Genomic DNA, 21914 nt, shown 5'->3' on the forward strand with positions numbered 1-21914 from the left:
TTTATAAATTTCTTTCTTTTTTATTCTTTTAACCGCGAGTTCTCCACAGCTGGTTAAATTTTGTGCAAAGGGTTCTTTAGGAAGGGCGAAGTCCCTATACTTGTCGACCAGGTTCAGAAACCTGATCTCAAACTATTCCTGAATTACCTACTTAAGCAGGCACGAGGTGCGTGGTGGATTTCCCTTCCCGTTTTGAAGTGATCGTCATCGGCGGCGGTCATGCCGGTACCGAGGCAGCACTGGCGTCAGCACGTATGGGGGCAAAAACCCTGTTGCTGACGCATAACGTGGAAACCCTCGGTGCAATGAGCTGCAACCCGGCCATCGGTGGCATCGGCAAAAGCCATCTGGTCAAGGAAATCGATGCCCTCGGCGGCGCGATGGCCACGGCTACCGATCTGGGCGGCATCCAGTTTCGTGTGTTGAACAGCCGCAAAGGCCCGGCCGTACGGGCGACCCGTGCGCAAGCTGACCGGATTCTCTACAAAGCCGCTGTCCGCGAAATCCTCGAAAACCAGCCGAACCTGTGGATATTTCAACAGGCAGCCGATGACTTGATCGTCGAGCAGGAGCAAGTACGCGGTGTTGTCACCCAAATGGGTCTGCGTTTCTTCGCAGATTCCGTGGTGTTGACCACTGGTACGTTCCTCGGTGGACTTATCCACATCGGTTTGCAGAATTTTTCCGGCGGTCGCGCCGGTGATCCGCCGTCGATTGCCCTGGCTCACCGCCTGCGTGAACTGCCGCTGCGTGTGGGTCGCCTGAAAACCGGGACCCCGCCGCGCATTGACGGCCGGTCTGTGGATTTCTCGGTGATGAGCGAGCAACCGGGCGATACGCCGATTCCCGTGATGTCGTTCATGGGCAACAAAGAACAACATCCACGGCAGGTCAGTTGCTGGATTACCCACACCAACGCCCGCACCCACGAAATCATTGCCGCGAACCTCGACCGTTCGCCGATGTATTCCGCTGCCGGCGAGATCGAAGGCATTGGCCCGCGTTATTGCCCGTCGATCGAAGACAAGATCCACCGCTTTGCCGACAAGGAAAGCCATCAGGTGTTCATCGAACCGGAAGGTTTGACCACCCATGAGCTGTACCCGAACGGGATATCCACAAGCTTGCCGTTCGACGTGCAATTGCAGATCGTGCAATCGATCCGCGGTATGGAAAACGCGCACATCGTGCGTCCGGGTTATGCCATCGAGTACGACTACTTCGATCCGCGTGATCTGAAGTACAGCCTGGAAACCAAAGTCATTGGCGGTCTGTTCTTCGCCGGGCAAATCAACGGCACCACCGGTTACGAAGAAGCCGGCGCCCAGGGGTTGCTGGCCGGGGCCAACGCTGCGCTGCGCGCGCAGGGCAAAGAAGCTTGGTGCCCGCGTCGCGATGAGGCGTACATCGGCGTGTTGGTCGACGACCTGATCACCCTCGGTACCCAAGAGCCGTACCGCATGTTCACTTCCCGTGCGGAGTACCGCCTGATTCTTCGCGAGGACAACGCCGATCTGCGTCTGACCGAAAAAGGTCGCGAGCTGGGTCTGGTCGATGACGCGCGTTGGGCGGCCTTCTGCAAGAAACGCGAAAGTATCGAAATTGAAGAGCAGCGCCTGAAAAGCACCTGGGTTCGCCCGGGCACGCAACAGGGCGATGCGATTGCTGAAAAATTCGGCACGCCGCTGACCCACGAGTACAACTTGCTCAATCTGCTGAGCCGTCCGGAAATCGACTACGCTGGTCTGGTCGAAGTGACCGGGCACGGCGCCGAAGATCCACAGGTTGCCGAGCAGGTCGAGATCAAAACCAAATACGCCGGTTACATCGACCGTCAACAGGACGAAATCGCCCGTCTGCGCGCCAGTGAAGACACGAAACTGCCTGTGGATATCGATTACACCAACATTTCCGGTCTCTCCAAGGAGATCCAGGGCAAGCTCGGCGCGACTCGTCCCGAGACGCTGGGTCAGGCTTCGCGGATTCCGGGCGTGACCCCGGCAGCGATTTCGCTGTTGATGATTCATTTGAAAAAACGCGGCGCGGGCCGTCAGTTGGAGCAAAGCGCTTGAGTTCTAAGGTCACTTCGCAACACGCCGAAGAGTTATCCACAGGAGCCCGTGAACTCGGGATCAATCTGAGTGAAACCCAGCACGAATTGCTGCTGGGTTATCTGGCCCTGTTGATCAAATGGAACCAGGCTTACAACCTGACTGCGGTGCGCGATCCCGACGAAATGGTTTCGCGGCACTTGCTCGACAGTCTCAGCGTAATGTCGTTTATCGAAAACGGCCGCTGGCTCGACGTCGGCAGCGGCGGCGGCATGCCGGGGATTCCGTTGGCGATCCTGTTTCCCGACTCGCAAGTGACCTGTCTGGACAGCAACGGCAAGAAAACCCGCTTCCTGACCCAGGTCAAACTCGAACTCAAACTGGATAACCTGCAAGTTATCCACAGCCGCGTCGAATCTTTCCAGCCTGCACAGCCATTCAACGGGATCATTTCCCGGGCTTTCAGCAGCATGGAGAACTTCAGCAACTGGACTCGCCACCTCGGCGACACCAATACGCGCTGGCTGGCAATGAAGGGCGTTCATCCGGCCGATGAGCTGGTAGCATTGCCGGCAGACTTCCACCTCGATAGCGAACACGCCTTGGCCGTACCCGGTTGCCAAGGCCAACGCCATCTGCTGATACTGCGCCGCACGGCATGATTGGGAACACAAGCAAGAATGGCTAAGGTATTCGCGATAGCGAACCAAAAGGGTGGTGTGGGCAAGACCACCACCTGCATCAACCTCGCAGCATCGCTGGTCGCGACCAAGCGCCGGGTGCTGTTGATCGATCTCGATCCACAGGGCAACGCCACCATGGGTAGCGGTGTGGATAAACACGGCCTGGAAAACTCGGTTTATGACCTGCTGATCGGCGAATGCGATCTGGCTCAGGCCATGCACTACTCCGAACACGGTGGTTATCAACTGCTGCCGGCCAACCGCGACCTGACTGCCGCCGAAGTGGTTCTGCTGGAAATGCAGATGAAGGAAAGCCGCCTGCGCAGTGCGCTGGCGCCGATCCGCGAAAACTACGATTACATTCTGATCGACTGCCCGCCGTCGCTGTCGATGCTCACGCTGAACGCACTGGTTGCCGCCGACGGGGTAATTATCCCCATGCAGTGCGAGTACTTTGCGCTCGAAGGTTTGAGCGACCTTGTGGATAACATCAAGCGTATCGCCGAACTGCTGAACCCGAATCTCAAGGTCGAAGGCCTGCTGCGGACCATGTACGACCCGCGCCTGAGCCTGATGAACGATGTTTCGGCGCAGCTCAAGGAACACTTCGGCGAGCAGCTGTACGACACGGTGATCCCGCGCAACATCCGCTTGGCCGAAGCCCCGAGTTACGGCATGCCGGCTCTGGCCTACGACAAGCAATCACGCGGCGCGCTGGCCTACCTGGCCCTGGCGGGCGAGATGGTTCGCCGTCAGCGTAAAAATTCACGCATCGCCGCCGCTCAGGCAACTTAAGGAATCCCCATGGCCGTCAAGAAACGAGGTCTCGGACGTGGACTGGATGCACTGCTGAGCGGTCCGACTGTCAGCTCTCTGGAAGAGCAGGCAGTTCAGGCCGATCAGCGCGAGTTGCAGCACCTGCCGCTGGACCTGATCCAGCGCGGCAAATATCAGCCGCGCCGGGACATGGACCCGCAGGCGCTGGAAGAACTGGCGAATTCGATCAAGGCGCAAGGCGTCATGCAGCCGATTGTGGTCCGCCCAATCGGCGCAGGTCGTTTTGAAATCATCGCTGGTGAACGCCGCTGGCGTGCGAGCCAGCAGGCTGGCCAGGAAACCATCCCGGCGATGGTTCGCGATGTGCCGGATGAAACCGCGATCGCCATGGCGCTGATCGAGAACATCCAGCGCGAAGACCTGAACCCGATCGAAGAAGCGATTGCCCTGCAACGCTTGCAGCAGGAATTCCAGCTGACCCAGCAACAGGTCGCCGAGGCTGTGGGCAAGTCCCGTGTCACTGTCGCCAACCTGTTGCGCTTGATTGCGTTGCCTGAAGTGATCAAGACCATGCTGTCCCACGGTGACCTGGAAATGGGTCATGCCCGTGCATTGCTCGGTCTGCCGGAGAATCAGCAGGTGGAAGGGGCGCGACATGTTGTCGCACGAGGCCTGACTGTGCGCCAAACCGAGGCACTGGTTCGCCAGTGGTTGAGTGGTAAACCGGAGCCTGTGGAAGCAGCAAAACCAGACCCGGATATCGCTCGCCTCGAACAGCGCCTGGCCGAGCGCCTAGGCTCTGCGGTGCAGATTCGCCACGGCAAGAAGGGAAAAGGTCAGTTGGTGATCGGTTACAACTCCCTCGATGAGCTTCAGGGTGTGCTCGCGCACATCCGCTGAAACATTTCCTCATGTAGCGCGCAGTCGGAAATCACTACCTGACAGTTGAATAGGGGCAGAACCGCCCCTATACTCTGCGCGCATTTTGTCGGCACAAATTATGCCAAGTTATTGAATTCTGGCAGCCGACCATTGGAGAGCAATAGTGATGGAAACCCGCAAGCCAAACCGCCTGCCGTTCCATCGCATGGCAGTTTTTCCGGTGTTGATGGCTCAGTTTGTCGTTTTGCTCATTGCTGCTTTGGCGCTTTGGCAATGGCACGGAGTCGTAGCCGGATACTCGGGACTTTGCGGAGGCCTGATAGCCTTGCTGCCCAATGTTTATTTCGCTCACAAGGCATTTCGGTTTTCCGGCGCCCGAGCAGCCCAGTCCATCGTCCGGTCTTTTTATGCCGGCGAGGCAGGCAAATTGATTTTGACGGCAGTGCTGTTTGCACTGGTGTTTGCAGGTGTGAAGCCATTGGCGCCGATAGCAGTATTCGGTGTCTTCGTGCTGACTCAGTCAGTCAGCTGGTTCGCTCCCCTGCTGATGAGAACAAGACTTTCGAGACCTTAGGGCGTTTGAGGCAACCATGGCAGAAACAACCGCTTCGGGCTATATCCAGCACCACTTGCAGAACCTGACCTTCGGTCAGCTACCTAACGGCGGCTGGGGCTTTGCCCATACCGCAGCAGAAGCCAAAGAAATGGGCTTCTGGGCTTTCCACGTCGATACCCTCGGCTGGTCGGTCGCGTTGGGTCTGATCTTCGTTCTTCTTTTCCGCATGGCGGCAAAGAAGGCGACTTCCGGTCAGCCTGGTGCTTTGCAGAACTTCGTTGAAGTATTGGTCGAATTCGTCGATGGCAGCGTGAAAGACAGCTTCCATGGCCGTAGCCCGGTGATTGCACCGTTGGCACTGACCATCTTCGTCTGGGTGTTCCTGATGAACGCCGTCGACCTGGTACCGGTCGACTGGATTCCTCAGCTGGCCATCCTGATCTCCGGCGACCACCACATCCCGTTCCGTGCCGTGTCGACTACCGACCCGAACGCGACACTGGGCATGGCGCTCTCGGTTTTCGCACTGATCATTTTCTACAGCATCAAGGTCAAGGGCATCGGCGGCTTCATCGGCGAACTGACCCTGCACCCGTTCGGCAGCAAGAACATCTTCGTTCAAGCCCTGCTGATCCCGGTGAACTTCCTGCTGGAATTCGTGACCCTGATCGCCAAGCCGATCTCTCTGGCTCTGCGTCTGTTCGGCAACATGTATGCCGGCGAGCTGGTGTTCATTCTGATCGCTGTGATGTTCGGCAGCGGCCTGCTCTGGCTCAGCGGCCTGGGCGTTGTTCTGCAGTGGGCGTGGGCTGTGTTCCACATCCTGATCATCACGCTGCAGGCGTTCATCTTCATGATGCTGACCATCGTCTACCTGTCGATGGCGCACGAAGAAAACCATTAAGACTGGTTTCGACTAGTCTGATGTCCCTCCCCGTCAAACGGGAGGGGGCTCCTGACGGGGCCGCTGAAACGATTTGTTTTACCCGCTTTAAATTAAAAAAACCTAAACCATACGACGTAAAAGTCGGGAGGAAAGATGGAAACTGTAGTTGGTCTAACCGCTATCGCTGTTGCACTGTTGATCGGCCTGGGCGCACTGGGTACCGCAATTGGTTTCGGCCTGCTGGGCGGCAAGTTCCTGGAAGGCGCAGCGCGTCAGCCAGAAATGGTTCCAATGCTGCAAGTTAAAATGTTCATCGTTGCCGGTCTGCTCGACGCCGTAACCATGATCGGTGTTGGTATCGCTCTGTTCTTCACCTTTGCGAACCCGTTCGTTGGTCAGATCGCTGGCTAATTACCCGGATTCTTCCGAGTAATTTGATGTGATGGACAACGTAACTGCGAGGTGTTGGCGTGAACATTAATGCGACCCTGATTGGCCAGTCCGTTGCGTTCCTGATTTTTGTACTGTTCTGCATGAAGTTTGTATGGCCTCCGGTCATCGCAGCTCTGCACGAACGTCAAAAGAAGATCGCTGATGGTCTGGACGCTGCCAGCCGAGCAGCTCGCGACCTGGAGTTGGCCCAAGAGAAAGCGGGTCAACAACTGCGCGAAGCGAAAGCTCAGGCAGCTGAAATCATCGAGCAAGCCAAGAAACGCGGTAACCAGATTGTCGAAGAGGCCGTTGAAAAGGCCCGTGTCGATGCTGACCGTGTGAAGGTTCAGGCTCAAGCCGAGATCGAACAGGAACTGAACAGTGTCAAAGACAAGCTGCGTGCCCAAGTGGGTTTGCTGGCTGTCGGCGGCGCCGAGAAGATCCTGGGTGCCACAATCGATCAAAACGCGCACGCAGAGCTGGTTAACCAACTGGCTGCTGAAATCTAAGCGAGGGCGATCATGGCAGAACTGACCACGTTGGCCCGACCTTACGCTAAGGCGGCCTTCGAGCACGCTCAGGCCCACCAGCAACTGGCCAATTGGTCAGCCATGCTCGGCCTGGCTGCAGCGGTGTCACAAGATGACACCATGCAGCGCGTGCTCAAGGCCCCGCGACTGACGAGCGCAGAAAAGGCCGCCACGTTTATTGACGTGTGCGGCGACAAGTTTGATGCCAAGGCTCAGAACTTCATTAACGTCGTTGCCGAAAACGACCGTCTCCCGCTTCTGCCGGAGATCGCCGCTCTTTTCGACCTGTACAAGGCCGAACAAGAGAAATCGGTAGACGTTGAAGTGACCAGTGCTTTTGCATTGAACCAAGAACAGCAAGACAAACTCGCCAAGGTTCTCAGTGCACGACTCAACCGGGAAGTGCGCCTGCAAGTTGCGGAGGATGCTGCCCTTATAGGTGGTGTCGTAATCCGCGCCGGCGACCTGGTTATCGATGGCTCGATTCGCGGCAAAATCGCGAAACTTGCCGAAGCATTGAAATCTTGAGTTTGAAGGGGCAGCAGAGCAATGCAGCAACTCAATCCTTCCGAAATAAGTGAAATTATCAAGGGCCGCATCGACAAGCTCGATGTGACCTCCCAAGCCCGTAACGAAGGCACTGTCGTCAGCGTATCTGACGGCATCGTGCGGATTCACGGTCTGGCCGACGTAATGTACGGCGAGATGATCGAGTTTCCGGGCGGCGTCTACGGTATGGCCCTCAACCTGGAGCAGGACTCCGTAGGTGCCGTTGTATTGGGCGCATACCAGTCTCTGGCTGAAGGCATGAGCGCCAAGTGCACCGGCCGCATCCTCGAAGTTCCTGTTGGTAAGGAACTGCTGGGTCGCGTAGTCGACGCACTGGGTAACCCAGTTGACGGCAAAGGTCCTCTGGGCAACACCGAGACCGACGCGGTCGAGAAAGTTGCTCCAGGCGTGATCTGGCGTAAGTCGGTAGACCAGCCTGTACAGACTGGCTACAAGGCTGTCGATGCCATGATCCCTGTCGGCCGTGGCCAGCGTGAGCTGATCATCGGCGACCGTCAGATCGGTAAAACCGCTCTGGCAATCGACGCGATCATCAACCAGAAAGACAGCGGCATTTTCTGCGTCTACGTAGCAATCGGTCAGAAACAATCGACCATCGCCAACGTGGTTCGCAAGCTGGAAGAAAACGGCGCCCTGGCCAACACGATCATCGTGGCTGCCAGTGCTTCGGAATCTCCTGCGCTGCAATTCCTGGCACCGTACTCCGGTTGCACCATGGGTGAATTCTTCCGCGACCGCGGTGAAGACGCGCTGATCGTTTATGACGATCTGTCCAAGCAAGCAGTGGCTTACCGCCAGATTTCCCTGCTGCTGCGCCGTCCACCAGGCCGTGAAGCTTACCCAGGCGACGTGTTCTATCTCCACTCCCGTCTGCTGGAGCGCGCATCCCGCGTTTCGGAAGAATACGTAGAGAAGTTCACCAATGGCGCAGTGACCGGCAAAACCGGTTCCCTGACCGCACTGCCAATCATCGAAACCCAGGCTGGCGACGTTTCCGCGTTCGTTCCGACCAACGTGATTTCCATCACCGACGGTCAGATCTTCCTGGAATCGGCCATGTTCAACTCGGGCATCCGCCCTGCAGTGAACGCCGGTGTTTCGGTATCCCGTGTGGGTGGTGCCGCTCAGACCAAGATCATCAAGAAGCTGTCCGGTGGTATCCGTACCGCTCTGGCTCAGTACCGTGAGCTGGCGGCATTCGCCCAGTTCGCTTCTGACCTGGACGAAGCGACCCGTAAGCAACTTGAGCATGGTCAGCGCGTTACCGAGCTGATGAAGCAGAAGCAATACGCTCCAATGTCGATTGCTGACATGGCGCTGTCGCTGTATGCCGCTGAGCGTGGGTTCCTGACCGACGTTGAAATCGCCAAGATCGGCAGCTTCGAACAAGCGCTGATTGCTTTCTTCAACCGCGATCACGCCGAATTGATGGCGAAGATCAACGTGAAAGGTGACTTCAATGACGATATCGATGCTGGCATGAAAGCCGGTATCGAGAAGTTCAAGGCCACCCAAACCTGGTAAGCCGCAGCGGGAGCCGCAAGGCTCCCGCTTGCTAACCTGATAGGTGTTACATGGCAGGCGCAAAAGAGATTCGCAGTAAGATTGCGAGCATCAAAAGCACGCAAAAGATTACCAGCGCCATGGAAAAAGTGGCGGTCAGCAAAATGCGCAAGGCACAAATGCGCATGGCTGCTAGCCGTCCTTATGCGGAGCGTATCCGCCAGGTAATTGGGCATCTGGCCAACGCCAACCCGGAATACCGCCACCCGTTCATGATCGACCGCGCAATCAAGCGTGTCGGTTATGTCGTAGTGAGCAGTGACCGTGGTTTGTGCGGCGGCTTGAACACCAACCTGTTCAAGGCCCTGGTCAAGGACATGGCGGTAAACCGCGAAAACGGCGTCGAGATTGATCTGTGTGTTGTTGGTAGCAAGGGTGCGGCCTTTTTCCGCAACTTCGGCGGTAACGTCGTTGCAGCTATCAGCCACCTGGGTGAAGAGCCGTCGATCAATGATCTGATCGGCAGCGTCAAGGTGATGCTGGATGCCTACCTGGACGGCCGTATTGACCGCCTGTCCGTGGTGTCCAACAAGTTCATCAACACCATGACGCAACAGCCTACCGTGGAGCAGTTGATTCCACTGGTGGCAACCCCGGATCAGGATCTCAAGCACCACTGGGACTATCTCTACGAACCGGACGCCAAAGAGCTGCTTGACGGCTTGATGGTTCGCTACGTGGAGTCGCAGGTCTACCAGGCGGTGGTCGAGAACAACGCGGCTGAACAAGCTGCGCGGATGATCGCGATGAAGAACGCTACCGACAACGCCGGTGATTTGATCAGCGATTTGCAGCTGATCTACAACAAGGCGCGTCAGGCTGCGATCACCCAAGAGATCTCGGAAATCGTCGGCGGCGCTGCCGCGGTTTAACGGTTCAAATATTCAGAGGATCCAGCTATGAGTAGCGGACGTATCGTTCAAATCATCGGCGCCGTTATCGACGTGGAATTTCCACGCGACAGCGTACCGAGCATCTACAACGCTTTGAAAGTACAAAGCGATGCCGGCACCACTCTGGAAGTTCAGCAGCAGCTGGGCGACGGCGTGGTTCGTACCATTGCGATGGGTTCCACCGAAGGCTTGAAGCGCGGTCTGGAAGTTACCGACTCTGGCGCAGCCATCTCCGTACCGGTCGGTAAAGCGACTCTGGGCCGGATCATGGACGTCCTCGGTAACCCGATCGACGAAGCTGGCCCGATCGACACCGAAGAGCGTTGGGGCATTCACCGTCCAGCGCCTTCGTTCGCTGAACAGGCAGGCGGCAACGACCTGCTGGAAACCGGCATCAAGGTTATCGACCTGGTTTGCCCGTTTGCCAAAGGCGGTAAAGTCGGTCTGTTCGGTGGTGCCGGTGTAGGCAAAACCGTAAACATGATGGAACTGATCCGTAACATCGCCATCGAGCACAGCGGTTATTCCGTGTTCGCCGGTGTGGGTGAGCGTACTCGTGAGGGTAACGACTTCTACCACGAGATGAAGGACTCCAACGTTCTGGACAAAGTGGCACTGGTTTACGGTCAGATGAACGAGCCGCCGGGTAACCGTCTGCGCGTAGCACTGACCGGCCTGACCATGGCCGAGAAGTTCCGTGACGAAGGTAACGACGTTCTGCTGTTCGTCGACAACATCTATCGTTACACCCTGGCCGGTACTGAAGTATCCGCACTGCTGGGCCGTATGCCTTCGGCAGTAGGTTACCAGCCGACTCTGGCTGAAGAGATGGGCGTTCTGCAAGAACGTATCACTTCGACCAAAGAAGGTTCGATCACTTCGATCCAGGCGGTATACGTACCTGCGGATGACTTGACTGACCCGTCGCCAGCGACCACCTTCGCCCACTTGGACGCCACCGTCGTTCTGTCCCGTGACATCGCTTCCCTGGGTATCTACCCGGCGGTCGATCCACTCGACTCGACTTCGCGCCAGCTGGACCCGAACGTAATCGGCCAGGAACACTACGACACCGCTCGCGGCGTTCAGTACGTTCTGCAGCGTTACAAAGAACTGAAGGACATCATTGCGATCCTGGGTATGGACGAGCTGTCGGAAGCCGACAAGCAGTTGGTAAACCGTGCTCGTAAGATCCAGCGTTTCTTGTCGCAGCCGTTCTTCGTGGCTGAAGTCTTCACCGGTGCCTCGGGTAAATACGTTTCCCTGAAAGACACCATTGCTGGCTTCAAAGGCATCCTCAACGGTGACTACGACCACCTGCCAGAACAAGCGTTCTACATGGTCGGCGGCATCGAAGAAGCGATCGAGAAAGCCAAGAAACTGTAATCCTGGCGCCCGGCAACGGGCGCTCATTAGGTTGAGGCAATCAGATGGCTATGACAGTCCATTGCGATATCGTCAGCGCGGAAGGGGAAATCTTTTCCGGCCTGGTCGAGATGGTGATTGCGCACGGTGCACTGGGTGATCTTGGTATCGCTCTGGGTCACGCGCCGCTGATCACTAATCTGAAGCCGGGTCCGATCCGCCTGATCAAGCAAGGTGGCGAAGCCGAGGTGTTCTACATCTCTGGTGGTTTCCTCGAGGTTCAGCCGAACATGGTCAAGGTACTTGCCGACACCGTGCAACGTGCTGCCGACCTGGATGAAGCTCAGGCTCAAGCAGCTCTCAAGGCTGCCGAAGCTGCATTGCATGAAAAGAGCGCAGATTTCGACTACGGAGCTGCGTCCGCACGTCTGGCCGAGGCCGCAGCTCAGCTGCGTACCGTCCAGCAGATCCGCAAGAAGTTCGGCGGTTAATTCGCCAGCGACTTGTTGTGTGATTGATTAAAAAGGGTAGCCTCGGCTACCCTTTTTTCTTTTCCGAATTCAAAACCCGGTCGCAGTTGCTGACCACCCAGGATTGGTAGCCAGTCATGTCTCTCGAAATCGTTATCCTCGCGGCCGGTCAAGGCACCCGTATGCGCTCGGCGCTGCCGAAAGTGCTGCACCCAGTGGCCGGAAACTCGATGCTTGGCCATGTTATCCACAGCGCCCGGCAGCTTGATCCACTGCGCATCCACGTCGTCATCGGACATGGTGCCGAAGTGGTACGTGAACGTCTGGCGGCAGACGACCTGAATTTCGTCATGCAGGACAAGCAATTGGGTACCGGTCACGCCACCGCCCAAGCTGTACCGTTCATTACCGCCGACACCGTACTGATCCTTTACGGTGACGTGCCCCTGATTGAAGTCGAAACCTTGCAGCGTCTGCTCAAGCAGGTCGTTCCAGGCCAGATGGGCTTGCTGACCGTTGAACTGGAAGACCCGACCGGTTACGGACGCATCGTGCGCAGCGCCGACGGCAAGGTTGCCGCTATCGTCGAACACAAAGACGCCAGCGAAGCCCAGCGCCAGATCACCGAAGGCAACACCGGGATTCTTGCGGTGCCTGCCAGTCATCTGGCCGACTGGATGAGCCGGCTGTCGAACAATAACGCCCAGGGCGAGTATTACCTGACCGACGTAATCGAGATGGCAGTGAGTGATGGTCTGGTGGTTGCCACCGAACAGCCTCATGATCCGATGGAAGTGCAGGGCGCCAACGATCGCAAGCAGTTGTCCGAGCTTGAGCGTCACTATCAGTTGCGCGCAGGTCGTCGCTTGATGGCCCAAGGCGTAACCCTGCGTGATCCGGCGCGTTTCGATGTACGTGGCGAAGTGATCGTCGGTCGCGATGTGCTGATCGACATCAACGTCATCCTCGAAGGCAATGTGGTCATCGAAGACGACGTTATCATCGGCCCGAACTGCGTGATCAAGGACAGCACGCTGCGTAAAGGCGTGGTGATCAAAGCCAACAGTCATATCGAAGGCGCGATTATGGGCGAAGGCAGTGATGCCGGCCCGTTCGCCCGTCTGCGCCCCGGTACTGTGCTTGAAGCACGCGCCCATGTGGGTAACTTTGTCGAACTGAAGAACGCACACATGGGCGAGGGCGCCAAGGCCGGGCACCTGACCTATCTGGGCGATGCCGAAATCGGTGCACGCACCAACGTCGGCGCCGGCACCATCACCTGCAACTACGATGGCGCCAACAAGTGGAAAACCGTGTTGGGCGCAGATGTGTTCATCGGCTCCAACAACTCGTTGGTCGCGCCTGTGGATATCTCTGACGGTGCGACTACGGCAGCCGGCTCGACCATTACCCAGAATGTGGATAACGAGCAGTTGGCAGTAGGTCGGGCGCGTCAGAGGAATATCGATGGCTGGAAACGGCCGGAGAAAATCAAAAAGGGCTGAGTTATCCACAGTCGTTTTTGAAATCAAAAGATCGCAGCCTTCGGCAGCTCCTACAGGGCTGTCGGGGCTGCGATTTTTTATGACGACGTCTTGACGATTTGCGGCCGATAGGTTTTGATTGCTTCCGTTATCTTTCGAATCGAAACTTAAGCTACCATGTCGAAACGCAACACGCCCCAGCGCCGTCACAACATCCTCGCCTTGCTCAACGAGCAGGGAGAAGTCAGTGTGGATGAACTGGCCAAGCGCTTCGAAACCTCCGAAGTTACGATTCGCAAGGATCTCGCCGCGCTGGAAAGCCACGGTTTGTTGCTGCGCCGTTATGGCGGCGCAATCAGCATGCCGCAGGAACTGGTGGCCGAGACCAGCCTCAGCGTTTCCAAATACAAACAGGCGATTGCCCGTGCTGCGGTGAAACGTATTCGCGAGCATGCACGCATCATCATCGACAGCGGCAGCACCACCGCCGCAATGATCCCGGAACTCGGTCAGCAGCCGGGTCTGGTGGTGATGACCAATTCCCTGCACGTCGCCAACGCCTTGAGCGAACTCGAACACGAGCCCGTCCTGTTGATGACCGGCGGCACCTGGGACCCGCATTCGGAGTCCTTTCAGGGGCAGGTCGCCGAGCAGGTACTACGCTCTTACGACTTCGACCAATTGTTTATCGGCGCTGATGGCATCGATCTGGTGCGCGGCACCACCACCTTCAATGAATTGCTCGGTCTGAGCCGGGTAATGGCCGACGTGGCGCGGGAAGTCATCGTGATGGTCGAGGCCGACAAGATCGGTCGCAAGATTCCCAATCTGGAGCTGCCATGGAGCAGCGTCCATACCCTAATTACCGATGATCGCCTGCCCCAAGAGGCAAGGGATCAGATTCAGGCCCGCGGTATCAGCGTGATTTGCGCGGCTGTCAGTCAGGAGAAATAAGCATGTGTGGAATTGTCGGCGCAGTTGCAGAACGTAATATCACCGCCATCCTGCTCGAAGGCCTCAAGCGCCTGGAATATCGTGGCTATGACAGTGCGGGTGTCGCGGTCTTCACCAACGACGAAAAGCTTGAGCGCATGCGTCGTCCGGGCAAAGTCAGCGAGCTCGAAGCAGCGCTGGCCGAACAGCCACTGATTGGCCGTCTCGGTATTGCTCACACCCGTTGGGCGACCCATGGCGCACCGTGCGAGCGCAACGCCCACCCGCATTTCTCCGGCGACATCGCGGTGGTTCACAACGGCATCATCGAAAACCACGAAGCCCTGCGTGAGCAACTCAAGGCGCTGGGTTATGTGTTCACTTCGGATACTGACACCGAAGTCATCGCCCACCTGCTGGCGCACAAGCTCAAGGACCAGCCTGACCTGACCACCGCCCTGAAAGCTACGGTCAAGGAACTGCATGGCGCCTATGGTCTGGCGGTGGTCAACGCGCAGCAGCCGGACCGACTGGTCGCTGCGCGCAGCGGTAGCCCGCTGGTGATCGGTCTGGGCCTTGGGGAAAACTTCCTCGCCTCCGATCAGTTGGCATTGCGTCAGGTCACTGACCGCTTCATGTACCTGGAAGAAGGCGATATCGCCGAAATTCGCCGCGATAGCGTGCAAATCTGGGACGTGAACGGCAACCCGGTCGAGCGCGCCACCGTGCAGTACAGCGACGGTGCCGAAGCCGCAGACAAGGGCGAATTCCGTCACTACATGCTCAAGGAAATCCACGAGCAGCCATCCGTAGTGCAGCGCACTCTGGAAGGTCGTCTGAGCGCGGATCAGGTATTGGTCCAGGCATTCGGTCCACAAGCGGCTGAACTGTTCGCCAAAGTGCGCAACGTGCAGATCGTCGCCTGTGGCACCAGCTATCACGCCGGCATGGTTGCGCGTTACTGGCTCGAAGAACTGGCGGGGATTCCGTGCCAGGTCGAGGTCGCCAGCGAATTCCGCTACCGCAAAGTGGTGGTGCAGCCGGACACCCTGTTCGTGACCATTTCGCAGTCCGGCGAAACCGCCGACACCCTGGCCGCATTGCGCAACGCGAAGGAGCTAGGCTTCCTCGCCAGCCTGGCGATCTGCAACGTCGGTATCAGCTCGCTGGTACGTGAATCCGATCTGACCCTGTTGACTCAGGCCGGTCGTGAAATCGGCGTCGCTTCGACCAAAGCGTTCACTACGCAATTGGTTGGCCTGTTGTTGCTGACTCTGTCGCTGGGTCAAGTGCGTGGCACTCTGGCGAAGGGCGTAGAAGCCCGTCTGGTCGAAGAACTGCGCCGCCTGCCAACCCGTCTCGGTGAGGCGCTGGCGATGGACAGTACCGTGGAAAAAATCGCCGAGTTGTTCGCCGACAAAAACCACACGCTGTTCCTCGGTCGCGGCGCGCAATACCCGGTGGCGATGGAAGGTGCTCTGAAACTCAAAGAGATTTCCTACATCCACGCCGAAGCCTACCCGGCCGGTGAACTGAAGCACGGCCCGCTGGCGCTTGTGGATAACGACATGCCGGTGGTCACCGTGGCGCCGAACAACGAACTGCTGGAAAAGCTGAAATCCAACCTGCAGGAAGTCCGCGCCCGTGGCGGCCAGTTGATCGTCTTCGCTGACGAAAAGGCTGGGATGACCAATGGCGAAGGCACTTATGTGGTGCAGATGCCGCACATCCACGACATCCTCTCGCCGATCCTCTACACCATCCCGCTACAACTGCTGTCGTATTACGTCGCTGTGCTCAAGGGCACTGACGTTGATCAGCCGCGTAACCTGGCGAAGTCGGTGACTGTGGAATAAGTTATCCACAGCAGCTCAATCAAATGTTTCCAAAGAATAAAGGTTGTCACAAATCGTTAAAGTGTGTCACAAGGCTCTATCCCGGCGCCTTTGCCGGGGTAGTGGCAGGTTCAGGAATAACGGCTCATTATCTACCTCGCCACTGTCACTTCTGTAGTGGTCAACTAATCCCGGACACGACGTTAAATTTTTCTTCGGCCCGAGCTGGCGCCAGCCCACCGTTGAATTGATGGGGTCGAACCCAGTTGTACCGATGCATCAAGAAGTGACTGATATCTCGCTGGGCTTCTTGAGCCGTTCTATAGCCCGTGGTCGGTATCCATTCCGTTTTCAAGCTGCGGAATACGCGCTCCATTGGCGCGTTGTCCCAGCAATTCCCCCGGCGACTCATGCTCTGGCGCATGCGATAACGCCATAGCCGCTGGCGAAATAAACGACTCGCATACTGCGACCCTTGATCCGAGTGAAACAGCAGGCCCTGAGGTCTTCCTCGTTGCTCGTACGCCATATCCAGCGCCTTGATAACCAGATCGGCGTCCGGCTTTTCCGACAACGCCCAGCCCACTACCCGGCGTGTGCAGAGATCCAGCACAACAGCCAGGTAATGCCATTTCCCCTGGGCCCAGATGTAGGTGATGTCGCCGCACCACACCTGGTTGGGTGCTGGAACATTGAACTCCCGATTCAAGATGTACGGGATATCCAACCGTTCAACGGTCGCTCGTTTATAGGCATGTGATCCGGGCTGTTTACTGACGAGGTCAAGCTCGCGCATCAGGCTGCGCACTTTGAACCGACCGAGCTGCTCACCGTCGTCACGCATCAGCGACAGGATGCTGCGGCTGCCCGCAGCACTGCGACTTTGCGTGAACAACGCGCTCACCCGGCTGCGCAACCGAAGCCGTTTGACATCTGGCGTGCGGCGCCTAAGGCGCTGGGCGTAGTAGCACGAACGGGGGACTTCAAACACCTTGCACAGCCAATCAATCGGCTCATGGACGCTCAGCTGATTGATCAGCGCGTACGCTCGTGATCTTCCGACATCAAGAGCGCGGTAGCCTTTTTTAATATCGATTTTTCCCGTTCAAGGCGGGCGATCCGGGCTTCCAGCTCTTGGATTTTCTGCTGTTCCGGGGTCAATGCTTTGCTCTGCGGAGTGACGCCTTGACGTTCCTGCTGGACCTGATCAACCCAGCGGCGCAGTGCAGACTCGCCGACGCCGAGTGAACGGCTGGCTTCGATGTAGCTGTAGTTTTGCTTGAGCACGAGGTCGGCAGCCTCGCGTTTGAATTCAGCAGAAAAGGAACGGCGTTGTTTGGTCATCTGACACCTCGATCTGGCGAGCATTCTCGCCTAAATGGGTGTCCGGTTTCATTAGACCACTACACACCTTCAGACGGGGTGTGAACGCCTTAGCGACCTTTTTCTTCTGATGCATGCTCACTGGTTGAGCGAGTGCGATATCCGACTGGGGCGCTTCTACCGGAGTGGCACTAATTTGTTCTGCTGGCGCGGGGTTACCGAAGAGCGCTAGGCGCATCTCTTCCTCAGTCAATTCTGTGTTCATGTGATTTCCTGTGGATGGTATTTAGCTAGCCTAATTCTACCTGTTTGATCCAGTGCGCGCGGTTCAACGGCCATGATCCATATGCCTATTTGAAGGTGTCCTCACGCGGCTGCTGACGCAGCAGGCGAGTGGAGTTTCCGAATCCGTGACCAATTGCGACATGACACCTTTGCCTTGCTGCGCCGCAAGCGGGACGCTGAGCGCGCTAAGTGCTGGTCTGCTGAGAGCTTTCGAACGGGCGCTGAGCGACGCTCGGAAGTGGCGTTGCGGATTGGGGGCGATAAGCCGCTTTTGATCTATATGTAACAACGGTAGACACGGGTATCCACGGAGGTAGGATATCGATTCAGTGCATCAGCCAAGTTAGGAGGGAGTGTCCAATGACTGAATCAGTACGGACGACTGTAAAGTGCCAAGACCCAGGCGACGGAAGCGGGGACGTCATCATTGATCTCCCCCCAGAGGTCCTTGCAGCCATGAACGTGGGGCCCGGTGATTTGCTGAGCATCGAGTTGGCTAACGGCGCGATAGTGCTCAAAAGTATTCGCGATGCAAATACCATATCCTAAAGCGTATTCGACCCGATGCAGTCAGTCCAGCCTCCGGTCGATGTCGACCATGGGCTGCTCGTTCATGGCAAGGAAATATCCGAATATATCCTGCTGACTATAATTTATAGCGCGTTGGATATATTGGTATAAATCAGCTGATGTAAGATTTTTTTGTATACGTTTAGTTTGCCTGGCTGTACCCAATGTCTCGATTAGTAGCAATACAGGAACTGCTGAATCCTCTCTCCGCTATCATCGCTGAAAAACGCTTCCTTTTATCTGTCCTCGGTAATCACGCCATTCTCCATGAGCACCACTTGGTTAGCCGCTTCACTGGCGAAGCGCGGTTCGTGGGTGGCTGCTAGTCATTGTCATGCCAGCGTCTGCCAGTTCGCGCATGACTTTCAGAACCTCATCTCGTAACTCGGGATGGAGCGCTGAGGTCGGCTCATCAAAGAAATCACTTCCGGATCTATCGCCAGTCCCCGGGCTATGGCGACACGGTGCTTCTGCCCCCCCTCACAGTTTGGCTGGGTAGCTTCCCCCGGATCGCATAGCCTCAGTGATCTGTCGACATGTAGAACCCTACTTCTCACTCTTTTCGGTTTTCAGGACCTTCACGCCGTGGATGTCCGGAGTCGCGCAAAAGACCGCTAGCGCAGCAGCCTTGACGCAAATTTGGTTATAGCCCTGAAGGATCCCATAATTGTTGACATTGAGAACGGCGTTCACCGTGGTGGCTATTTTAGCCTTGAGCTGCTCTCGGAAAACCAGATCTCCAGCACGCGCGCCCATCAGCCTATCCAAATACTCGCCCTCAACGAACGTATGCTGAATTGCGATCACGCAGTTTTTTGACACGTTCATATAGGTTGCTGGACCGTGTTCAGTAGAGTGCTTGACCACTCCAGTGTCTGTAAGTAGCGCGCATCGCTCGTCAAATACGTTTACAAGGAAAGTTGTAGAGAATTCTTTCGCAACGAAGAACTCTTCCACAAATCCATCTAAGTTTGACGCTTTACCGTCTTCTGTGTACAGAAATAGCAGTAACAGTCGAATCCACTGCTTATACTCGCCAGAGGAAACGCCATAGGTTTTACATATATATGTTTCTTCAGAAGAATTTTTTTCAGTTAGCGCTAGGTACAACGCAAATGCACCAGGCTTATCAAGTGAGTGATCCAGAAAAGGCGTGAAATTCTTCAGCACCTCCCTAATTTTATGAGGATTTCTCAGCCAATTCATCGTCTTATAGGTATAGATGAATTTGACGTAACCGAGAAATTTCGCGAAATCGAAACCCTCGACCTTTATCAAATCGAGGGTTTCACGAGTATCCGCGCGTGATCTGGCGTCGTCGATCAGCTCAAGCAAACCGTCTACTTGTTCAGGATATGGGCCTTCGTAGCGACTGAATAAGTGTTCAAAATTCAACCTTTCCTTGTCGCCAATTCGTACCAGCGTGAACAGATCCTGAAACTCGAGAGTTCCACCTATCCGCTTTTTTCCATCTAGGCGAACTGTAAGGTCTTTTCTGTCAATCACAGAAAATCGATAGATTTCCGGATTTTTTGACTTAGGATCTGCTGAGCAGGAGTTCAGTCGCTGTTCCGCTTGCGAAACGTAATGCTGACTACGTGTTGGATTTCTGAACGCATCAAGACTCATTAAAGCTGACCTTTTTGTTTAAAAATGGACCGGGGGAGCGCCGTGTCTAAGCGTGCACCGCATCAGGGTGATTAAAGATACGCATAGAGGCACTTGATCATCGCAGGCGGAAAAACTCATCAATGCCCTGAATTCAGAGTATCAAACCTATATGTCATCTTGGGTTTTTTGAAAGAGCATACGGCGCCCCTTTATAGACTTGGCCCGTATCAATATCGAGGCCGTTCTCACAAGTCTCCCTTTTATGGGGTGTACACAGGCTTCTGCCACCAGCGAAACTAGAGCGCCAATCCTTCATTCAACTGTATCAGCATATCTTCGACAATTCGCCTGCCAATCAGAGTGGAAAACAGTCCAACAGGGCTGCTGCCCAACAGGCGCTTTTTGGGTTTGTTCAACCAGCGGTAAGTCTTCTGACGGTTCCCGAAAACCACTTCGGCGATAGCAGTCACGGGTGCAACACGATACAGGCGGTAGCTCTCACTTGCTGTCAAACGTTGAAGGCGCAGTACCCGAAGACGAAGCATTCTGCTGCTTGCATGCCTCCTGGCTCAAGGCGCACGTGTCGACGAGCGCCTGTAAGGTGACAGCTGGAAACCCAGCCTCAATGAGCTTGTGAATCATTTGATCATCAGGTTGCTCCGGAATCTGTAGAAGCCTGCACAAGCGGGCCCGGTAGGCGGCATCCCTTTCAGCGCTTATGGTTAAAGTACTCATGCACTCTCCTGAAGACTTTTACTTCTACCAGCGCCTGATCGGGATATACCTGAGAGCTGGCCCTGTAGAGTTTAGTCTCGCTCAATCGCTGGGCCAAACTTGTCAGCCTCGGCACTGTTAGGTCACGCACGACGCCGGAGCGTTGCTCTAGATCGTAGGTATCCTCAGGCCAACGAGCAACTCATCTACGGGCCCAAGCTACCTTTAGATTCTGCCGCATCGATCCTTCCCCGGGCGACCGGATGCACTGCGCTGATGACATGCACCGTTGTATGCTGAATATGCAGAACGTCGCAACTCGCAGGTGGCAATAATGAACTCAAGCGCACAACCCACGCTTGGCTACTGGTCAATCGCCATGAGCGTGTCCGCAACCTCGCAATACCTGGAGCGGACACTGCCAAGATTATCGGCAGCCGCTATCTCGCCGTGAATTGGTTGAACAAACCCGCCTGCGACTTGATTTACCGACCGCCCTGCAGCGTTGCCTCTGATGAACATGGCTATCGGTTGGTCAGAGATTATCTGTGTCGCATCGAATATGGCGTGTAATGAAAACCGTCGGAAGCCGTCCGTTATTGGCTTCGCCAGATGCTGTCGTTGGCGGGAGGGGAAATGACCAGCACGATCGAAGCCATAGCCACACTGATCGGGGGTGCAAAGCGAATCGTGGTGTTCACCGGCGCCGGTATCTCGGCGGAGAGCGGTATACCTACTTTTCGCGACCCGCTGACAGGAATCTGGGCCCACCATGATCCGGAGAAGCTTGAAACCGCAAACGCGTTCCGCGCGGACGCAGCGCTGGTTTGGGGATGGTATCTGTGGCGGCGTGCCCAAGTCGCGCGAGCGGAACCGAATGCCGCACATCTGGCCATAGTGCATTTGGCCAAGACCCGACAGGTCACGGTGGTCACCCAAAACATCGACGACCTTCATGAGCGCGCCGGGTCAACGGATGTAATCCATCTGCATGGAAGCCTTGCGCAGCCCAAATGCTTTGCTTGCCATCGAATACCCGCGGACCAATCCTTCGAAAATCCGATCGCCAGTGAGGGCTTGAAGATCGAACCACCTCGCTGCCCACGCTGTAAAGGCAAACTCCGCCCTGGTGTAGTGTGGTTCGGAGAAGATCTGCCGGCCGCAGCCTGGCAGTCTGGCGCTTACGTCGTGCACGTCAACCCTGCACCAGTTGCCCTTCAGAGCAACCGGGTGTTTTGCCTGATAGGACGTGCAGCAGAGCAAATCCCTGCCCTCGTTTCGCTTATTGGATCGACTCACCCGTTGCCGCATTGAGAGATCGCTGCAGCTGAACCTCACAATCACAGCTCACAGAAACCTCCTTTTATATCGCTACTGGGGACGGTGCAATGGCGATTAGACGGGCGTCGACCGCGTGACCTGCAGCTATGTCAGAGATCGGTGACCATGGTCCCAAGCCTGAGGACGAGATTAGTCTAACTGACAAAAGACAGGGAAAATG

The 21914-nt window shown here is 56.3% G+C and carries 24 protein-coding genes and 1 pseudogene; 20 read left to right on the top strand and 5 right to left on the bottom strand.

Annotation, left to right across the window (positions count from 1 at the left end):
- Nucleotides 1-173: 173 nt before the first annotated feature.
- The 16 genes from mnmG to glmS all read left to right on the top strand — a co-directional run bounded on the left by mnmG (nucleotide 174) and on the right by glmS (nucleotide 15931).
- Nucleotides 174-2072, top strand: a complete 1899-nt coding sequence (mnmG, locus tag ACTWLJ_RS06945) for a tRNA uridine-5-carboxymethylaminomethyl(34) synthesis enzyme MnmG (RefSeq protein ID WP_445180338.1) — start codon at nucleotides 174-176, stop codon at nucleotides 2070-2072.
- Nucleotides 2069-2713: a 16S rRNA (guanine(527)-N(7))-methyltransferase RsmG gene (rsmG, locus tag ACTWLJ_RS06950; protein ID WP_445180339.1), complete on the top strand. Its 645-nt coding sequence runs from the start codon at nucleotides 2069-2071 to the stop codon at nucleotides 2711-2713. Before mnmG ends, rsmG begins: the two co-directional genes overlap by 4 nt.
- An 18-nt stretch (nucleotides 2714-2731) precedes the next feature.
- Nucleotides 2732-3529, top strand: coding sequence for a ParA family protein (locus tag ACTWLJ_RS06955; protein ID WP_007911909.1), 798 nt, complete (start codon nucleotides 2732-2734; stop codon nucleotides 3527-3529).
- Between the two features lie 9 nt (nucleotides 3530-3538).
- Nucleotides 3539-4411, top strand: coding sequence for a ParB/RepB/Spo0J family partition protein (locus ACTWLJ_RS06960; RefSeq protein WP_401221634.1), 873 nt, complete (start codon nucleotides 3539-3541; stop codon nucleotides 4409-4411).
- A 148-nt stretch (nucleotides 4412-4559) separates the two neighbouring features.
- Entirely contained in the window at nucleotides 4560-4967 is a 408-nt protein-coding gene (locus ACTWLJ_RS06965; RefSeq protein ID WP_445180340.1) for a F0F1 ATP synthase subunit I, read from the top strand.
- Nucleotides 4968-4983: 16 nt separating this feature from the next.
- Nucleotides 4984-5853, top strand: a complete 870-nt coding sequence (gene atpB / locus ACTWLJ_RS06970; protein ID WP_445180341.1) for a F0F1 ATP synthase subunit A — start codon at nucleotides 4984-4986, stop codon at nucleotides 5851-5853.
- Between the two features lie 135 nt (nucleotides 5854-5988).
- On the top strand, nucleotides 5989-6246 hold the full coding sequence (gene atpE / locus ACTWLJ_RS06975) for a F0F1 ATP synthase subunit C (protein WP_003097235.1): 258 nt from the start codon (nucleotides 5989-5991) through the stop codon (nucleotides 6244-6246).
- A gap of 59 nt (nucleotides 6247-6305) precedes the next feature.
- Complete coding sequence (locus ACTWLJ_RS06980) at nucleotides 6306-6776, top strand: F0F1 ATP synthase subunit B (protein ID WP_007954149.1); 471 nt, start codon at nucleotides 6306-6308, stop codon at nucleotides 6774-6776.
- A gap of 12 nt (nucleotides 6777-6788) precedes the next feature.
- Nucleotides 6789-7325: a F0F1 ATP synthase subunit delta gene (locus tag ACTWLJ_RS06985; RefSeq protein ID WP_007911956.1), complete on the top strand. Its 537-nt coding sequence runs from the start codon at nucleotides 6789-6791 to the stop codon at nucleotides 7323-7325.
- Nucleotides 7326-7346: 21 nt separating this feature from the next.
- Nucleotides 7347-8891, top strand: coding sequence for a F0F1 ATP synthase subunit alpha (gene atpA / locus ACTWLJ_RS06990; RefSeq protein ID WP_445180342.1), 1545 nt, complete (start codon nucleotides 7347-7349; stop codon nucleotides 8889-8891).
- 50 nt (nucleotides 8892-8941) lie between these two features.
- Nucleotides 8942-9802 (top strand): F0F1 ATP synthase subunit gamma, encoded by an 861-nt coding sequence (gene atpG, locus ACTWLJ_RS06995; RefSeq protein WP_008084419.1) that lies wholly within the window; start codon nucleotides 8942-8944, stop codon nucleotides 9800-9802.
- A 27-nt stretch (nucleotides 9803-9829) separates the two neighbouring features.
- On the top strand, nucleotides 9830-11209 hold the full coding sequence (atpD, locus tag ACTWLJ_RS07000; protein ID WP_445180343.1) for a F0F1 ATP synthase subunit beta: 1380 nt from the start codon (nucleotides 9830-9832) through the stop codon (nucleotides 11207-11209).
- Between the two features lie 44 nt (nucleotides 11210-11253).
- On the top strand, nucleotides 11254-11679 hold the full coding sequence (locus ACTWLJ_RS07005; protein WP_007954164.1) for a F0F1 ATP synthase subunit epsilon: 426 nt from the start codon (nucleotides 11254-11256) through the stop codon (nucleotides 11677-11679).
- Nucleotides 11680-11795: 116 nt separating this feature from the next.
- Entirely contained in the window at nucleotides 11796-13163 is a 1368-nt protein-coding gene (glmU, locus tag ACTWLJ_RS07010) for a bifunctional UDP-N-acetylglucosamine diphosphorylase/glucosamine-1-phosphate N-acetyltransferase GlmU (protein WP_445180344.1), read from the top strand.
- 156 nt (nucleotides 13164-13319) lie between these two features.
- Complete coding sequence (locus ACTWLJ_RS07015; RefSeq protein ID WP_401213004.1) at nucleotides 13320-14096, top strand: DeoR/GlpR family DNA-binding transcription regulator; 777 nt, start codon at nucleotides 13320-13322, stop codon at nucleotides 14094-14096.
- 2 nt (nucleotides 14097-14098) lie between these two features.
- Nucleotides 14099-15931 (top strand): glutamine--fructose-6-phosphate transaminase (isomerizing), encoded by a 1833-nt coding sequence (gene glmS / locus ACTWLJ_RS07020; RefSeq protein WP_445180345.1) that lies wholly within the window; start codon nucleotides 14099-14101, stop codon nucleotides 15929-15931.
- Between the two features lie 160 nt (nucleotides 15932-16091).
- On the opposite strand, the gene ACTWLJ_RS07025 is transcribed toward glmS, so the two are convergent.
- Both ACTWLJ_RS07025 and ACTWLJ_RS07030 read right to left on the bottom strand, forming a co-directional pair.
- Nucleotides 16092-17254 (bottom strand): IS3 family transposase gene (locus tag ACTWLJ_RS07025; protein WP_445180346.1). Its coding sequence is split into 2 segments (ribosomal slippage): nucleotides 16092-16999 and nucleotides 16999-17254, totalling 1164 coding nucleotides; the frame shifts between segments, so codons are not numbered across the junction.
- Nucleotides 17223-17498 carry a hypothetical protein gene (locus ACTWLJ_RS07030; RefSeq protein WP_445180347.1) on the bottom strand — a complete coding sequence of 92 codons (276 nt, stop codon included), beginning with the start codon at nucleotides 17496-17498 and terminating at the stop codon, nucleotides 17223-17225. Before ACTWLJ_RS07030 ends, ACTWLJ_RS07025 begins: the two co-directional genes overlap by 32 nt.
- Nucleotides 17499-17542: 44 nt before the next feature.
- Here ACTWLJ_RS07030 and ACTWLJ_RS07035 point away from each other — a divergent pair.
- Together ACTWLJ_RS07035 and ACTWLJ_RS07040 are read left to right on the top strand one after the other, a co-directional pair.
- Nucleotides 17543-17640 (top strand): annotated as a pseudogene (locus tag ACTWLJ_RS07035) (transposase domain-containing protein); the annotation flags it as partial.
- Nucleotides 17641-17878: 238 nt separating this feature from the next.
- The gene (locus ACTWLJ_RS07040; RefSeq protein ID WP_445180348.1) at nucleotides 17879-18067 is read left to right on the top strand and encodes an AbrB/MazE/SpoVT family DNA-binding domain-containing protein; all 189 of its coding nucleotides are present in this window, start codon (nucleotides 17879-17881) and stop codon (nucleotides 18065-18067) included.
- A 567-nt stretch (nucleotides 18068-18634) separates the two neighbouring features.
- Here ACTWLJ_RS07040 and ACTWLJ_RS07045 read toward each other — a convergent pair.
- The 3 genes from ACTWLJ_RS07045 to ACTWLJ_RS07055 all read right to left on the bottom strand — a co-directional run bounded on the left by ACTWLJ_RS07045 (nucleotide 18635) and on the right by ACTWLJ_RS07055 (nucleotide 20434).
- Nucleotides 18635-19717: a hypothetical protein gene (locus ACTWLJ_RS07045; RefSeq protein WP_445180349.1), complete on the bottom strand. Its 1083-nt coding sequence runs from the start codon at nucleotides 19715-19717 to the stop codon at nucleotides 18635-18637.
- A 278-nt stretch (nucleotides 19718-19995) separates the two neighbouring features.
- The gene (locus tag ACTWLJ_RS07050; protein WP_445180350.1) at nucleotides 19996-20244 is read right to left on the bottom strand and encodes an antitoxin Xre/MbcA/ParS toxin-binding domain-containing protein; all 249 of its coding nucleotides are present in this window, start codon (nucleotides 20242-20244) and stop codon (nucleotides 19996-19998) included.
- The gene (locus tag ACTWLJ_RS07055; protein WP_445181449.1) at nucleotides 20198-20434 is read right to left on the bottom strand and encodes a hypothetical protein; all 237 of its coding nucleotides are present in this window, start codon (nucleotides 20432-20434) and stop codon (nucleotides 20198-20200) included. Before ACTWLJ_RS07055 ends, ACTWLJ_RS07050 begins: the two co-directional genes overlap by 47 nt.
- Before the next feature lie 408 nt (nucleotides 20435-20842).
- On the opposite strand from ACTWLJ_RS07055, the gene ACTWLJ_RS07060 reads away from it, so the two are divergent.
- On the top strand, nucleotides 20843-20986 hold the full coding sequence (locus ACTWLJ_RS07060) for an antitoxin Xre/MbcA/ParS toxin-binding domain-containing protein (protein WP_445181330.1): 144 nt from the start codon (nucleotides 20843-20845) through the stop codon (nucleotides 20984-20986).
- A 63-nt stretch (nucleotides 20987-21049) separates the two neighbouring features.
- On the top strand, nucleotides 21050-21727 hold the full coding sequence (locus ACTWLJ_RS07065; RefSeq protein WP_445180351.1) for a Sir2 family NAD-dependent protein deacetylase: 678 nt from the start codon (nucleotides 21050-21052) through the stop codon (nucleotides 21725-21727).
- The last annotated feature ends 187 nt before the right edge of the window (nucleotides 21728-21914 follow it).

This window comes from Pseudomonas sp. McL0111 (assembly GCF_052567255.1).

Bases quoted from the DNA above. Each gene is read 5' to 3' on its own strand.
- ACTWLJ_RS07015 (WP_401213004.1), top strand. From the start codon at position 13,320: ATGTCGAAACGCAACACGCCCCAGCGCCGTCACAACATCCTCGCCTTG.
- glmU (WP_445180344.1), top strand. From the start codon at position 11,796: ATGTCTCTCGAAATCGTTATCCTCGCGGCCGGTCAAGGCACCCGTATG.
- ACTWLJ_RS07065 (WP_445180351.1), top strand. From the start codon at position 21,050: ATGACCAGCACGATCGAAGCCATAGCCACACTGATCGGGGGTGCAAAG.
- atpD (WP_445180343.1), top strand. From the start codon at position 9,830: ATGAGTAGCGGACGTATCGTTCAAATCATCGGCGCCGTTATCGACGTG.
- atpA (WP_445180342.1), top strand. From the start codon at position 7,347: ATGCAGCAACTCAATCCTTCCGAAATAAGTGAAATTATCAAGGGCCGC.
- atpG (WP_008084419.1), top strand. From the start codon at position 8,942: ATGGCAGGCGCAAAAGAGATTCGCAGTAAGATTGCGAGCATCAAAAGC.
- ACTWLJ_RS07030 (WP_445180347.1), bottom strand. From the start codon at position 17,498: ATGAACACAGAATTGACTGAGGAAGAGATGCGCCTAGCGCTCTTCGGT.
- ACTWLJ_RS07005 (WP_007954164.1), top strand. From the start codon at position 11,254: ATGGCTATGACAGTCCATTGCGATATCGTCAGCGCGGAAGGGGAAATC.
- atpE (WP_003097235.1), top strand. From the start codon at position 5,989: ATGGAAACTGTAGTTGGTCTAACCGCTATCGCTGTTGCACTGTTGATC.
- ACTWLJ_RS06960 (WP_401221634.1), top strand. From the start codon at position 3,539: ATGGCCGTCAAGAAACGAGGTCTCGGACGTGGACTGGATGCACTGCTG.
- ACTWLJ_RS07055 (WP_445181449.1), bottom strand. From the start codon at position 20,434: ATGAGTACTTTAACCATAAGCGCTGAAAGGGATGCCGCCTACCGGGCC.
- atpB (WP_445180341.1), top strand. From the start codon at position 4,984: ATGGCAGAAACAACCGCTTCGGGCTATATCCAGCACCACTTGCAGAAC.
- ACTWLJ_RS06965 (WP_445180340.1), top strand. From the start codon at position 4,560: ATGGAAACCCGCAAGCCAAACCGCCTGCCGTTCCATCGCATGGCAGTT.
- ACTWLJ_RS07040 (WP_445180348.1), top strand. From the start codon at position 17,879: ATGACTGAATCAGTACGGACGACTGTAAAGTGCCAAGACCCAGGCGAC.
- ACTWLJ_RS06985 (WP_007911956.1), top strand. From the start codon at position 6,789: ATGGCAGAACTGACCACGTTGGCCCGACCTTACGCTAAGGCGGCCTTC.
- ACTWLJ_RS07050 (WP_445180350.1), bottom strand. From the start codon at position 20,244: ATGCTTCGTCTTCGGGTACTGCGCCTTCAACGTTTGACAGCAAGTGAG.
- ACTWLJ_RS06955 (WP_007911909.1), top strand. From the start codon at position 2,732: ATGGCTAAGGTATTCGCGATAGCGAACCAAAAGGGTGGTGTGGGCAAG.
- ACTWLJ_RS07045 (WP_445180349.1), bottom strand. From the start codon at position 19,717: ATGAGTCTTGATGCGTTCAGAAATCCAACACGTAGTCAGCATTACGTT.
- glmS (WP_445180345.1), top strand. From the start codon at position 14,099: ATGTGTGGAATTGTCGGCGCAGTTGCAGAACGTAATATCACCGCCATC.